The sequence below is a fragment of the Cryptosporangium japonicum genome (assembly GCF_039524755.1).
GTDB lineage: Bacteria > Actinomycetota > Actinomycetes > Mycobacteriales > Cryptosporangiaceae > Cryptosporangium > Cryptosporangium japonicum.
The window spans coordinates 1-12,849 of the sequence record NZ_BAAAGX010000031.1; the positions used below are offsets into that span (position 1 = coordinate 1).

Here is a 12,849-nt window from a genome sequence, read left to right on the forward strand (position 1 = left end):
CCGGCGCCGGCCGGGCTCTCGCCCGCGCGCCCGCCGCGGGAGTCGGCGCTCGCGCCGCCCCGACCGCGCCCGGAGGCGGCCGCCTGCACGGGGGCCTGCGGTGCCACCGGCTCGGCCGGCGGGCCGGTGAGCTCGAGGATCTCCGCCGCGCCCGGCCTCACCGCGACCGTCTTCGGTGCGATGCCCGCGCGGCGGGCCAGCGTACGGACGTCCGACTGCTGGTCCGGCGTCGCGATCGTGACGACCACGCCGCTGGCCCCGGCCCGTGCCGTACGGCCCGACCGGTGCAGGAACGCCTTGTGCTCGGCGGGCGGGTCGACGTGGACGACCAGCGCGACGTCGTCCACGTGCACGCCGCGGGCGGCGATGTCGGTGGCCACGAGCACCTTGACCGCGCCCGACGTGAACGCGGCGAGGTTGCGCTCACGCGCGTTCTGGGCCAGGTTGCCGTGCAGGTCGACGGCCGGCACCCCGGCCGCCGTCAGCGACTTGGCGAGCCGGCGGGCGCCGCTCTTCGTCCGGGTGAACAGCAGTGACCGGTCCCGCCCGGAGGCGAGCTGGCGCACCACGTCGGCCTTGGTGTCGGAGGCGACCTGGAACACGTGGTGCTCCATCGTCGCGACCGGAGCGACGGCCGGGTCGACCGAGTGCGTCACCGGCTTGTGCAGGTAGCGGCGCACGAGCACGTCCACGCCGTTGTCGAGCGTCGCCGAGAACAGCAGCCGCTGGCCGTCGGCCGGCGTGCGGTCGAGCAGGCGCTTCACCGACGGCAGGAAGCCGAGGTCGGCCATGTGGTCGGCCTCGTCGAGCACGGTGATCTCGATGCCGCCGAGGTCGCAGTGCCCCATCCGGATCAGCTCCTCGAGCCGCCCGGGGCAGGCCACCAGCAGGTCGATGCCGCCGGCCAGCACGCTGATCTGCTTGCCCAGGCCGACGCCGCCGAAGATGGTCGTCGTGCTCAGGCGAGCGGCGTCGGCCAGCGGGCGCAGCACGGCGTGCACCTGCGTCGCCAGTTCACGCGTCGGAACCAGGATCAGCCCGCGCGGGCGACCGGCCCGGCGCGGTGCCTTGGCGGCCGCCAAGCGGCTGACCACCGGAAGTACGAAAGCCAGCGTCTTACCGCTGCCGGTGCGACCCCGCCCGAGGACGTCCTTACCGGCGATGGTGTCCGGCAGCGTCGCGGTCTGGATCGGGAACGGCGTGGTGACGCCTTCCGCGGCCAGTGCGTCGACGACGACGGGCGGAACCCCGAGGTCAAGGAAAGTGCGGGCAGGGGAGTGCGACTGCTCAGCTGAGAGCAAGGAAGTCCTTCCAGATGACGGAACGCCCGGCTAGGGCGGCGGCGCTGGCGCGCGGTGACGAAACCTCGCGTCCGGGCCCGCCACATTGCGTGCCTCACACCCAGCCGGCGAGCGCGCCGGCCGATTCCGTCGTTCCGGACGCCACTCTACCGGCACCAACCAGCACGATCGCCCGCCGATTCCCGCCGCTCCCCTCCCGCACCACGTCAGACGGGTTCAGACCTCCAGCGGGGGCGGGGTGTGCGAGGTGATCGCGAGCCGGTTCCAGAGGTTGATCGTGCCGATCGCCAGGATCAGGTTGGCCAGGTCCTTCTCCTCCCAGACGGCGGCGGCCTCGTCGTAGACGTCGTCGGGCACGCCGTGCTCACCCAGCCGGGTCATCGCGTCGGTGAGCGCGAGCGCGGCCCGCTCCCGCCGGGTGAAGAACGGGGCTTCGCGCCAGGCCGCCACCGCGAACAGCCGCCGGCTGTCCTCGCCCGCCTTCGCCGCGTCCCGCGAATGCATGTCGACGCAGAACGAGCAGCCGTTGAGCATCGAGGCGCGGAGCTTGACCAGCTCGAACACCACGGGCTCGACGTTGCTCGCGACGTACTTCTCCAGTGCGAGAACGGCCCGGTAACCCTCCGGGACGAGGTTCGCCGCGGCCAACCGGGGCTCGATGATGACGTTGTTTTCGCTCATGGGGTCTGGACGAGCCGGGAAAAAGGAATGTGACAGCGCGCGGTAGCATTGATGCATAGGCATCGACCCGGCCATCACCGGTGAGCCTCCGGAAGAACGGTCTCCAGGACCTAGTAGAACCGGACGGGTAAGGCCCGTCACAGCCGAGAACAGAGCGGGTCTCTCCGGAGACCAAGCGAGGTGGTACCGCGGGCGCTCGCGCTCGTCCTCGCACACGAGGAAGTCCGAGACCGTGTGCGAAGGGAAGCGTCCGATCATGGCGTATCCGCAGAACGACCCGAAGAAGCCGGTGCCGGCTGCCGCGTCGTTCCCCGAGATCGAGCAGCGAGTGCTCGACCACTGGAGCAGCGACGCCACTTTCGCCGCGAGCATCGAGAACCGTCCGGCCGGTGAGAACGGCAGCAACGAGTACGTCTTCTACGACGGCCCGCCGTTCGCCAACGGCCTGCCGCACTACGGCCACCTGCTCACCGGGTACGTGAAGGACCTGGTGCCGCGCTACCGGACGATGAAGGGCGAGCACGTCGAGCGCCGCTTCGGCTGGGACACCCACGGGCTGCCCGCCGAGGTGGAGGCCGAGCGTCAGCTGGGCATCTCCACCAAGGCCGAGGTGCTCGACCTGGGCATCGCGAAGTTCAACGACGCCTGCAAGGCGTCGGTGCTGCGCTACACCCAGGACTGGGAGCGCTACGTCACCCGCCAGGCGCGCTGGGTCGACTTCGAGAACGACTACAAGACGCTCGACACCAGCTACACCGAGAGCGTCCTCTGGGCCTTCAAGACCCTGTTCGACAAGGGCCTGGTCTACGAGGGCTTCAAAGTGCTGCCGTACTGCTGGCGCTGCGAGACCCCGCTGTCGAACACCGAGACCCGGATGGACGACGTCTACCGGTCCCGGCAGGACCCGGCGGTGACGGTCGCGTTCGAGCTGGAGACCGGCGAGAAGCTCTGGGTCTGGACGACCACGCCGTGGACGCTGCCGAGCAACCTGGCCGTCGCGGTGGGGCCGACGTTCGAGTACGCGAAGTTCTCCAACGGCACCGAGACCGTGATCCTGGGGGCGGCCCGGGTGGGCGCCTACGAGAAGGAACTCGAAGGCTACGAGCAGGTCGGCACGGTCACCGGCGCCGAGCTGGCCGGGCTGAAATACACCCCGCTCTTCGACTTCCTCACCGGCCGGGAGGACGTGGGCAACGCTTGGCGGGTCCTCGAAGGCGACTTCGTCACCACCGAGGACGGCACCGGCGTCGTGCACATGGCGCCGGCCTTCGGTGAGGACGACCAGAACCTCTGCAACGCCAACGGCATCCCGACGATCGTCACGGTCGACGAGCACACCCGCTTCACCGCGCTGGTGCCGCCGTACCAGGGGCTGCAGGTGTTCGAGGCGAACAAGCCGATCAGCCGTGACCTCCGCGACCGCGGTGTGGTCGTGCGGCAGGACTCGTACGAGCACCCGTACCCGCACTGCTGGCGCTGCGACACGCCGCTGGTCTACAAGGCGGTGTCGAGCTGGTTCGTCGAGGTGACGAAGTTCCGCGACCGGATGGTCGAGCTGAACAAGCAGATCACCTGGGTGCCCGGCCACGTCAAGGAGGGCTCGTTCGGCAAGTGGATCGCGAACGCCCGGGACTGGTCGATCAGCCGCAACCGGTTCTGGGGTGCGCCGATCCCGGTCTGGAAGTCCGACGACCCGAACTACCCGCGGGTGGACGTGTACGGCTCGCTGGACGAGCTCGAGCGTGACTTCGGCGTGCGCCCGGACGACCTGCACCGGCCCTACGTCGACGACCTGACCCGGCCGAACCCCGACGACCCGACCGGCAAGTCGACGATGCGCCGCGTGCCCGAGGTGCTCGACTGCTGGTTCGAGTCGGGCTCGATGCCGTTCGCCCAGGTGCACTACCCGTTCGAGAACACCGAGTGGTTCGAGAACCACTACCCGGGCGACTTCATCGTCGAGTACATGGGGCAGACGCGCGGCTGGTTCTACACGCTGCACGTGCTGGCCACGGCGCTGTTCGACCGCCCGGCGTTCACCACCTGCGTCTCGCACGGCATCGTGCTGGGCAACGACGGCACCAAGATGAGCAAGTCGCGCCGGAACTACCCGGACGTCTACGAGATGTTCGACGTCTACGGCGCCGACGCGATGCGCTGGTTCCTGATGTCGTCGCCGATCCTGCGCGGTGGGGACCTCGTCGTCACCGAGAGCGGCATCCGGGACAGCGTCCGCCAGGTGCTCAACCCGCTGTGGAACGCGTACTACTTCTTCACCCTGTACGCGAACGCGGCCGGGTACGAGGCCACGCGGCGGACCGACTCGGCGAACGTGCTCGACCGGTACGTGCTGGCCAAGCTGCGTGACCTGGTCTCGGACACCACCGAGTCGCTCGACGTCTACGACATCTCGGGTGCGTGCGCCGGTGTCCGGAGCTTCTTCGAGACGCTGACGAACTGGTACATCCGGCGGTCGCGGGACCGGTTCTGGGCCGGCGACGCGGACGCGTTCGACACGCTCTACACCGTGCTCGAGACCGTCACGCGGCTCACCGCTCCGCTGCTGCCGATGCTCACCGAAGAGGTCTGGCAGGGGCTCACCGGCGGCCGGTCGGTGCACCTGCGCGACTACCCGGTGGCGTCCGAGCTCCCGGCCGACGCCGCGCTCGTCGCCGCGATGGACCGGGTGCGTGACGTGGCGTCGTCGGCGCTCTCGCTGCGGAAGGCGAAGAAGCTGCGGGTGCGCCTGCCGCTGGCGTCGCTGACCGTGGCGGTTCCGGACGCCGAGGCGCTCGAGCCGTTCCGCGAGCTGCTCGCCGACGAGGTGAACGTCAAGGAGGTGCTGCTCCAGCCGGACGTCGACCTGGCCTGCTCGAACGTGCTGACCGTGGTGCCCAGGGCGCTGGGGCCGCGCCTCGGCAAGGACGTGCAGCGGGTGATCAAGGCGGTGAAGGCCGGCGACTGGACCGCCGGGGACCGGGTGGTCGCGGGCGGCGTGGAGCTGCTGGAGGGTGAGTACGACCTCAAGCTCGTGCCCACCGAGCCGGACCGGTCGGCCGCGCTGCCCGGCAACGTCGGAGTGGTCGTGCTCGACACGGACCTGACGCCGGCGCTGCTGGCCGAGGGTGTGGCGCGTGACGTCGTCCGGGCCGTGCAGCAGGCACGCAAGGACGCCGGTCTGGACGTGTCGGACCGGATCGCGCTCCGGCTCGAGGCGCCCGACGACGTCGTGGACGCCGTCCGGAACCACCAGGAGTTCGTGGCCGCCGAGGTGCTGGCGTCGGTGGTCGAGTTCGGTCCGGTGGCGGACGCGGCGCACGAGACCGAGGTGGGCGAGGGCTCCCCGATCCGGGTGGGCGTCGCCAAGCACTGAGTCGATGGGCCGTGCACTTTCTGGTGTACGGCCCATTTCGGGCGTTATGTAGTATTAGGTGCGTGTGGGGGGAATGGCGACTCGGGGTCGGTAAGAGCACCGGTGGCGGGATCATGCTCGTCGCCGTCGTGCTTGCGGTCGGCCTCACGTTCACCGGCTGGCAGATCGGGCAGATGCGTGCCGACGGCGGCCCGGTGCAGGTCGCCGAGCGCGGCCCGTTGCCGCAGGACCCCACCGCGTGGCCGACGTCGTCGGGCGGCTCGAACGAGCAGTCCCAGCAGGGTGCGATCGCGCCCGGCCCGCCGCCGGAGTCGGTGGAGGCCACCGGGAGCCCGACCGCGTCGCCGAGCCCGGTACCGGTGCCCACCGGTCGCTGGGCCGGCACGGCCAGCGTGACGATCTCCGGCAGCGACGCGGGGTGCCGGGCGAGCACCAAGACGTTCCGCATGCCGGCGGTCCTGCGTATCGAGGCGCCGCTGCGGGGTGACGGCAACGCGATCCGGATCACGTTCGCGTCCGACAATCCGGCCGCCGAGGGGTCGTTCCGGATCGCGTCGAGCGTGCCGTCGACCGGCCTGGGCGCCACCCGGTGGTGGGTGCTGTCCGGCAACGGCGCCGGGGGGTTCGTCGGGCGGTTGTTCCGCCCGGCCGAGGGTCCCATCGAGGACGCCGGTGAGATCGACAACCTGCTGTTCGCGACGCGCAGCCTCGACCAGCAGTGCGGCGCGATGCTCTCCGCGCCGCTCAGTTTTCCGCTCGGGTCGGGGTCCTCGCTGCAGCTGACCGGGCGGGGTGCCCAGCGCGGCGTATTGGTGACCGGCCGCACCAGCGACACCACCCGCTCGTACCAGATCGCCTGGGCCTCAACCTGACGCTCGGGGTGAGCGGATCATCAGGGCAGCCTCGAAGTCGTCGGCGCCCGCGGCGTAGAAGTGGGGCGCGTCCGCGTGGAAACGGATGTACGACCCCGCCGTGGCCTGCTGCGGAGCCTCGACCGGTCCGACGGTGGCGTCGCCCCGGAAAACGGTGAGGTGCTCGGTGACCCCGGCGCCGTGCGCGGGGGAGACCTGGGTCGCGCCGGCCCGGATGCGGATCCGGTAGAGCTCGTACGTCGCGTCCGGCCCCTCGATCACCTCCAGGAGCGTCGCCTCGCCCGCCGCGCCCCGCACCACCGGCGCGGCCGCGTGGGGACCACCCGCCGCCGGTGGGCTCAGCACCGCCGCGAGTGGTACGCCGAGCTGGCCGGTCACGGCGTAGAGCGTCTCCAGCGTGGGGTTGCGTACGCCGGTCTCCAGGCCGGAGAGCGTGGCCTTGCCGACACCCGCCCGGCGCGACAGCTCGGAGAGCGAGATCCCGCGCTCTTCGCGCAGGGCCCGCAGGCGACGGCCAACCGCAGCCGGGTCTTCCCCCAGTGCCCCCGCTCGGGGGGCCGGGGTGAACGGGGTTGGGGGATCGTCCGCCATGGGGCTATCCTGGCGCATCGGAGCGTTCCGTTTATGGAACGGCCACTGAGGAGGAGAAATGCGGGGGTCGTGGCAGCCGGTGCTGGCCGGGGTGGTGACGGCGCTGGTCGGGTTCGCCAGTTCGTTCGCGGTGGTCGTCGCCGGTCTGCGCGCGGTCGGCGCCGATCCGGCCCAGGCGTCGTCCGGCCTGCTCGCGTTGTGCGTCGCCACCGGCGTCAGCGCGATCTACCTGGCTCGCCGGTACCGGATGCCGATCACGATCGCCTGGTCGACGCCGGGCGCCGCGTTGCTCGTCTCCACCGGCGCGATCGACGGCGGGTTCCCGGCGGCGGTCGGCGCGTTCCTGGTGGCCTCGGTGCTCGTCGTCGTCGCCGGCCTGTTCGCGCCGCTGGCCCGCTGGATCGCCGCGATACCGGCGCCGGTGGCCAGCGCGATGCTCGCCGGCGTGCTCCTCGACCTGTGCCTCTCGCCGGTGCGCGCGGTCGTGGAGACGCCGGCGCTCGCGTTACCGGTGATCGTCGTCTGGGCGCTGCTGACGCGGTTCGCCCGCGCCTGGGCGGTGCCGGCCGCGCTGGTGGTGGCCGCGGCCGGGGTCGCGATCACGCGCTTCGACGAGGGCCTGGACGCCACGCTGCGGCCGGCCGTCGTGCTCACCGCGCCGACGTTCCAGCTCGGCGCGGTGGTGAGCATCGCGCTGCCGCTGTTCCTGGTGACGATGGCCGCGCAGAACGTGCCGGGGATGGCGGTGATGGCCAGCTACGGGTACCGGCCGCCGCTGCGCCCGGCGCTCGTGACCACCGGGCTGGGCAGCGCGCTCGCCGCGCCGTTCGGGGGGCACGCGATCAACCTCGCGGCGATCAGCGCCGCGCTGGCCGCCGGGCCCGACGCCCACCCCGATCCGGAGCGGCGGTGGATCGCGTCGGTCACCGCCGGGGCCGGGATGGCGTTGCTCGGGCTCGGCGCCGGGCTGGCCACCGCGCTCGTCGTCCTGGCGCCGCCGGTGCTGATCGAGGCCGTCGCCGGCCTGGCGTTGCTGGCCGCGCTCGGCGCCGCGTTGACGGCCGCGCTGACCTCGGCCGGCTCGCTGTCCGGCGGGCGGGAGGCGGCGGTCGTCACGTTCGTCGTGACCGCGTCGGGCGTCACGCTCGCCGGCGTCGGCGCCGCGTTCTGGGGCCTGCTCGCCGGCGGCGCGATCCTCCTGCTCTTCCGCCGCCGGTCAGAGCGGTCGGTAGACGTAGGAGTACCGGGGGCCGATGAAGCAGCCGACCGCGCACAGTAGGTAGCCGAGGATGCTGAGGTAGGCGCCGGGTTCGAGCTCGGTGCCCTCGGGGAGCGAGGCGAGCGCGGAGAAGTGCACCGCGGCGAAGCTGAGCAGGCCCAGCCCGGCCAGCACCCGGTAGCCGGCGCCCTTGAGCTTGAACAGCAGGATCGCGACGCCGACGTAGACCACGAACGCCACCAACAGGATCACGCCGAACACGCCGACGGCCAACCCGGTGCCCTCGGTGTTGAACTCGCTGCCCATCGCCCCGGCGGCCGCCCCCACCAGGAGCAGCGACAACACCGTCGACCCGAAGAACGCCAGCCCGATCAGGACGTAGATGACCCCGTAGGTGATGCGCCAGCCGGCGTTGTCGGTGGTGCCCGCCATCGAGAGGAAGAACGCCCAGACGGCGATGACCAGCCACACGTACCCGAAGTACTGGTTGCTCCAGGTTTTCATCGCGTCGCCGCCGACGTCCCAGAGGTTGCCCATGATGTTCCAGAGGTTGAACGTCTCCGGACCGGCGTCGACCCAGGGCAGCGACGGGCAGACGATCCCCACGATGAGCAGGCCGACCAGCGGCAGCGCGATCGAGGCGGAGGTCCTCGACGTCCGGACCGTGCGCACCCCGGCGGGCGGGGGACCGTAGGCCGGGTGCGGCGCCGGATACGGGCCGGCCCCGTACGGCGTCGCCGGCGGGTAGTAGGGCGGAGGGCCGTAGGGCGGGCCTGGCTGCATGGTTCGGAACTCCCCGTAAGACGAGTGGTCAGCGTACCGGGGAGAACTCTGGTGCCTTCAGGCCTCGAGCGGATCCTCAGTTCGTGCCAGACGCACACGGAGCCCGTCGATCATCAGCCCGAGCCCGAACCGGAACACCGCGTCGTCGAGCGCGGCGACCCCGTCGTCCGGCGGCGGACCGGAGGTGAGCTCGGCCACCGCCGCCGCGAGCGTCGGGTGGCGGCTCGTGTCCTGCATGTGCTCGAACACTTCGGCCTCCGCCGCTGAACTCTCGCGTGACGTGGTGAGCTGCCGCTCCAGCACGCCACCGATGAGGAAGTAGCCCGACGCGAGCGTGAACAGCAGCGCGTCGGCGGGGGAGATCCCGATCGCCGTCAACGCCGACAACTCGGCCTCCACCCCGGGCAGTGCGTCGGCGGTCGGTCGGTTCCCGGCGACGATCAGTGCGCTGTCGCGATGGGCCAGGAGGCCGTCCCTGGCGTCGAGCAGGGTTTTCTCCAGCCACTCCGACCACGGCTGACCGTCGCTCGGCGACGTACCGGTCAGACCGCGCTGCTCGGCGCCGAGCAGGGCGGCCACCGCGTCGAGCAGGTCCTGCTTGTTGCGGAAGTGCCAGTAGAGGGCCGGCGCGGGCGCGCGAACCTCCGGCTGGTGGGCCGGCTGTCGCGCCTCTCCCGCACCGCGGCCCGGCGCCGGGCCGACGAGCTGCTGGAACGGTTCGACCTCACCACGGTCGCCGACAAACTCGTGCGCACCTACTCCGGCGGTACCCGGCGCCGGCTCGACCTGGCCGCGAGCCTGCTGGTCACGCCGGAGGTGCTGTTCCTGGACGAGCCGACGACCGGACTCGACCCGCGGAACCGCTCGGTGATGTGGGACCTGATCCGGGAGCTGGTCGCCGACGGCACCACCGTGCTGCTCTCCACCCAGTACCTGGAGGAGGCGGACCGGCTGGCCGACCGGATCGCGGTGATCGACGACGGCCGGGTGGTCGCGGAGGGCAGCCCGGCCGCGCTGAAGTCCCAGGTGTCGGGCGAACGGATCGACGTGGTCGTCGTCCACGCGGACGACCTCGTGGCCGCGGCCGCAGCGGTGGGCGACGTGACCGGCGCCGAACCGATCGTCGACCGGGACACGCTCCGGATCTCGGCGCCGGCGAGCGGCGTCGGCACGCTGGTCGGAGTAGTGCGTGAACTCGATACGAACGGTGTCGCGCTCGCCGACATCGGCCTGCGCGGGTCCACGCTCGACGAGGTGTTCCTGCAGCTGACGGCGGTGGCGGTATGAGGAGGGTGGGGTCGGACACGCTCGTCGTCGCCCAGCGGCACCTGCTGCACGTGGTCCGGGTGCCGGAGGAGGCGATCGCCGGGCTGCTGCTGCCGATCGTGTTCGTCGTGCTGTTCGCGTACGTGTTCGGGAGCGCGGTGGTGCTGCCGGGCGGCGGCAACTATCGGGAGTTCCTGATGCCGGGCATCTTCACCCAGTCAATGGCGATGATGTGCACGGCGATGTCGGTCGCGGTCGCCACCGACCGCACGACCGGCTTCATCGATCGGCTCCGGTCGCTCCCGATGGCCCGGTCGGCCGCGCTCAGCGGGCACGTCCTGGCGACGATGCTGAGCGCCGTGCTCGCGCTCACGACGATGAGCGCCCTCGGGTACGTCGTCGGCTGGCGCATCCGCACCGATCTGCTGCACGCGGCCGCGGCGTACGGGCTGGTGCTGCTCGCGGCGGCGATGCTCTGGGTCGGCGCGTACATCGGGCTGCTGGCCCGGACGGTGACGGTCGCCGACAACGCGACATTCGCCTGGATCTTCCCGCTGACGTTCCTGGCCAACACGTTCGTGCCGTCGCAGGGGTTACCGGGCTGGCTGCGCCCGCTCGCCGAGTGGAACCCGGTCGCGTCGACGGTGGCCGCCGTACGGACGCTGTTCGGCAACCCGGTGCCGCCGCACCGCGACTCGCTCCCGCTGCGGCACCCGGTGCTCAGCGCGGTGTGCTGGTCGCTGGCGCTGCTGGTGGCCTGCGTCCCGCTGGCCGTGCGCCGCTACCGGACGGCCACCAGGTAGGCGGTCGTACAGTAATCGCCGTGGCCGCCGACTTCGAATACTTCGTCGCTTCTCCCGACCGGATCGCCTCGCTCGACCTGGGCCGCGGCCCGGTGGGCCAGTTGCCGTCCGCGACGGCCGCCGACCTGCCCGGCGTCGACCCGGCCGTGGTGTTGTTGGCGTTGGTCGAGGTGCTCAGCACCGAGGAGTACGAGGCGCTGCTGGCGAAGGGGCCCGGCGAGGTGGTGCACGACGGCGGCGACAGCGGGCCCTGGGTGATCGCGATCGACGATTTTGTGGTCGCCGCGATCCAGGGTGCCGACGGCGACCCCGAGATGGAGTGGGACGACGCGGTCGCGCTCTGGAGCGGGCTCACCGAGATCGACGAGGACACCCTGTTGGAGACCACCGACCAGCTGCGGCGGCTGTGCGGTCACGTCGACGCGGAGCACCGGCTGTACTGCTGGGCGAAGCATTAAAGGTGTCTTAAACGGTGCTACCGACGGCCTCCTACTCACTTATGTGGACGCTCAACGTCCATATAAGTGAGGAGAACCGATGCGAGGTCGCCAATGGGGCGTCGCCGTCCTACTCGGCGCGCTGGTGATCAACGGGGGAGGTGTAGCGGTCGCGGCCGAGGAAAGCAGCGGAGGGCGTTCCCCGGCCGCCGACGCGCGGCTGGCCGCCGCACTCCAGAAGGCCGTCGACGGACAGAAGTTCGCCGAGGTGCTCGACACGGTGCCGCCGTCGACGAGCGCGGCCAAGGAGCTCTACCGCACCGAGCTCGCGCCCGACGACAAGGGCCGGTCGGCGGCGCCCACCACGCTCGCCGCCGCCGCGGCCCCGATCCACCAGACGCCGCAGCTCGACGCGACGGTCATCAAGCTCGACCGGGCCGGACGGCCGATCGCCGCGGCGGACGTCATCCTGAGCCCGCAGTACCCGAACGGCAAGATCATCCCGCTCGACGCGAACCTGACCACCGACCAGGTGCGCTGGCGTCAATGGGACGACGCCACCTGGGACAACGGCGCCCAGGGCACTGTCGACATCGTTCCCGGCCGGGAGAACGCACCGGTCGACTACATGTCGCCCTACCCCGCGTCGGTGCTGAAGCTGATGGTGGCGTTCGGCATCCTGCGGATGGTCGACGCCGGCGAGCTGACCCTCGCCGAGACCTACGCCTACACGCCGGTGGGCACGCCGAGCTCGCTCTGCGGCGGCGCGCGGGCGGCGACGTCGATCACTCAGCTGTTCGACGAGATGATCACGGTGTCGTCGAACCCGTCGACGTGCGCGCTGATCAAGCTGATGCACGACCGCGGCAAGATCGACGGGCTCAACCAGCAGTTCGTCGACCTCGGGCTGCCGACGCTGCGGGTGAAGGGCACGAACCCCAACACCGGCGGCACGTGGGCGAACGCGGTCACGATGACCTCGATCGACACCGCGAAACTGCTCCTGCTCTTCAACGGCTCACCGGGGACGCTCTGGAAGACGCCGTCGGGGACGCCGGTGAACGCGTCGGTGCTCAGTGCGTCGTCGCGGTCGTACCTGCTCGGGAAGCTGCACGAGCAGGGCCTCAACCAGGTGCTGTCGACCACGAACTACTGCGGGCGCGCCTACCCGCCGCCGGGCATTCCGCAGGTGACGCCGTCGCGGTGGATCGACCCGGCGACCGGGGTGGTGACCGTGGCCGGACGCAACTACGGGCAGGACGTGCGGCCGTGCAACGCGGCGGCGACCGTGACGTTCGCGCACAAGACCGGGCTCGCTGACACGTCGGGCAACGACGCGGGCATCGTGAAGTCGCTGCCGGGCAAGCCGTTCCGCTCGTACATCGTGTCCGTGCACTCGAACCTCGGGTACCGGTACGTCGACGCGGACCGCCCCGCGGACCCGGCCGGGGTGTACCCGGTGCAGTACACGAAGAAGCTGGCCCTCCTGGGCCGGGCGATCAACGCGCTGTGACGCGAGGGGT

The 12,849-nt window shown here is 71.3% G+C and carries 12 protein-coding genes; 7 read left to right on the plus strand and 5 right to left on the minus strand.

All coding sequences use genetic code 11. The annotated features are described in order from the left end of the window. The coding region (locus ABD437_RS34015; RefSeq protein ID WP_344653078.1) for a DEAD/DEAH box helicase at positions 1-1,301 on the minus strand (1,301 nt) is incomplete at its 3' end. A gap of 216 nt (positions 1,302-1,517) precedes the next feature. Further along, entirely contained in the window at positions 1,518-1,982 is a 465-nt protein-coding gene (locus ABD437_RS34020; RefSeq protein WP_344653079.1) for a carboxymuconolactone decarboxylase family protein, read from the minus strand. A 256-nt stretch (positions 1,983-2,238) separates the two neighbouring features. Here ABD437_RS34020 and ileS point away from each other — a divergent pair, with 256 nt between their 5' ends. Both ileS and ABD437_RS34030 read left to right on the plus strand, forming a co-directional pair. Further along, on the plus strand, positions 2,239-5,355 hold the full coding sequence (gene ileS, locus ABD437_RS34025; protein WP_344653080.1) for an isoleucine--tRNA ligase: 3,117 nt from the start codon (positions 2,239-2,241) through the stop codon (positions 5,353-5,355). Positions 5,356-5,417: 62 nt separating this feature from the next. Next, positions 5,418-6,227 carry a hypothetical protein gene (locus ABD437_RS34030; protein ID WP_344653081.1) on the plus strand — a complete coding sequence of 270 codons (810 nt, stop codon included), beginning with the start codon at positions 5,418-5,420 and terminating at the stop codon, positions 6,225-6,227. Here ABD437_RS34030 and ABD437_RS34035 read toward each other — a convergent pair. Further along, positions 6,219-6,818, minus strand: coding sequence for a helix-turn-helix domain-containing protein (locus ABD437_RS34035; protein WP_344653082.1), 600 nt, complete (start codon positions 6,816-6,818; stop codon positions 6,219-6,221). The two genes, ABD437_RS34030 and ABD437_RS34035, sit on opposite strands and share 9 nt — an antisense overlap. Positions 6,819-6,876: 58 nt before the next feature. Between ABD437_RS34035 and ABD437_RS34040 the strand changes: the two genes are divergently transcribed. Next, positions 6,877-8,097 carry a benzoate/H(+) symporter BenE family transporter gene (locus ABD437_RS34040; RefSeq protein ID WP_344653083.1) on the plus strand — a complete coding sequence of 407 codons (1,221 nt, stop codon included), beginning with the start codon at positions 6,877-6,879 and terminating at the stop codon, positions 8,095-8,097. Here the strand turns inward: ABD437_RS34040 and ABD437_RS34045 are convergent. Together ABD437_RS34045 and ABD437_RS34050 are read right to left on the minus strand one after the other, a co-directional pair. After that, a complete protein-coding gene (locus ABD437_RS34045) occupies positions 8,035-8,820 on the minus strand; it encodes a hypothetical protein (protein ID WP_344653084.1) in 786 nt (261 codons plus the stop codon). The genes ABD437_RS34040 and ABD437_RS34045 overlap by 63 nt on opposite strands. A gap of 57 nt (positions 8,821-8,877) precedes the next feature. Beyond that, the gene (locus ABD437_RS34050; protein WP_344653163.1) at positions 8,878-9,390 is read right to left on the minus strand and encodes a TetR/AcrR family transcriptional regulator C-terminal domain-containing protein; all 513 of its coding nucleotides are present in this window, start codon (positions 9,388-9,390) and stop codon (positions 8,878-8,880) included. Here ABD437_RS34050 and ABD437_RS34055 point away from each other — a divergent pair. The 4 genes from ABD437_RS34055 (at position 9,277) to ABD437_RS34070 (ending at position 12,839) form a co-directional block, all read left to right on the plus strand. Next, entirely contained in the window at positions 9,277-10,107 is an 831-nt protein-coding gene (locus tag ABD437_RS34055) for an ATP-binding cassette domain-containing protein (RefSeq protein ID WP_344653085.1), read from the plus strand. The genes ABD437_RS34050 and ABD437_RS34055 overlap by 114 nt on opposite strands. Then, complete coding sequence (locus ABD437_RS34060; protein WP_344653086.1) at positions 10,104-10,889, plus strand: ABC transporter permease; 786 nt, start codon at positions 10,104-10,106, stop codon at positions 10,887-10,889. Before ABD437_RS34055 ends, ABD437_RS34060 begins: the two co-directional genes overlap by 4 nt. A 20-nt stretch (positions 10,890-10,909) precedes the next feature. Further along, positions 10,910-11,347 carry a hypothetical protein gene (locus ABD437_RS34065; protein WP_344653087.1) on the plus strand — a complete coding sequence of 146 codons (438 nt, stop codon included), beginning with the start codon at positions 10,910-10,912 and terminating at the stop codon, positions 11,345-11,347. Positions 11,348-11,426: 79 nt separating this feature from the next. Continuing rightward, positions 11,427-12,839 (plus strand): serine hydrolase, encoded by a 1,413-nt coding sequence (locus tag ABD437_RS34070; RefSeq protein WP_344653088.1) that lies wholly within the window; start codon positions 11,427-11,429, stop codon positions 12,837-12,839. The last annotated feature ends 10 nt before the right edge of the window (positions 12,840-12,849 follow it).

Coding starts and splice junctions, on each gene's coding strand:
- ABD437_RS34020 (WP_344653079.1), bottom strand. CDS start 1,982: ATGAGCGAAAACAACGTCATCATCGAGCCCCGGTTGGCCGCGGCGAAC.
- ileS (WP_344653080.1), top strand. CDS start 2,239: ATGGCGTATCCGCAGAACGACCCGAAGAAGCCGGTGCCGGCTGCCGCG.
- ABD437_RS34035 (WP_344653082.1), bottom strand. CDS start 6,818: ATGGCGGACGATCCCCCAACCCCGTTCACCCCGGCCCCCCGAGCGGGG.
- ABD437_RS34040 (WP_344653083.1), top strand. CDS start 6,877: ATGCGGGGGTCGTGGCAGCCGGTGCTGGCCGGGGTGGTGACGGCGCTG.
- ABD437_RS34045 (WP_344653084.1), bottom strand. CDS start 8,820: ATGCAGCCAGGCCCGCCCTACGGCCCTCCGCCCTACTACCCGCCGGCG.
- ABD437_RS34055 (WP_344653085.1), top strand. CDS start 9,277: ATGGGCCAGGAGGCCGTCCCTGGCGTCGAGCAGGGTTTTCTCCAGCCA.
- ABD437_RS34060 (WP_344653086.1), top strand. CDS start 10,104: ATGAGGAGGGTGGGGTCGGACACGCTCGTCGTCGCCCAGCGGCACCTG.
- ABD437_RS34070 (WP_344653088.1), top strand. CDS start 11,427: ATGCGAGGTCGCCAATGGGGCGTCGCCGTCCTACTCGGCGCGCTGGTG.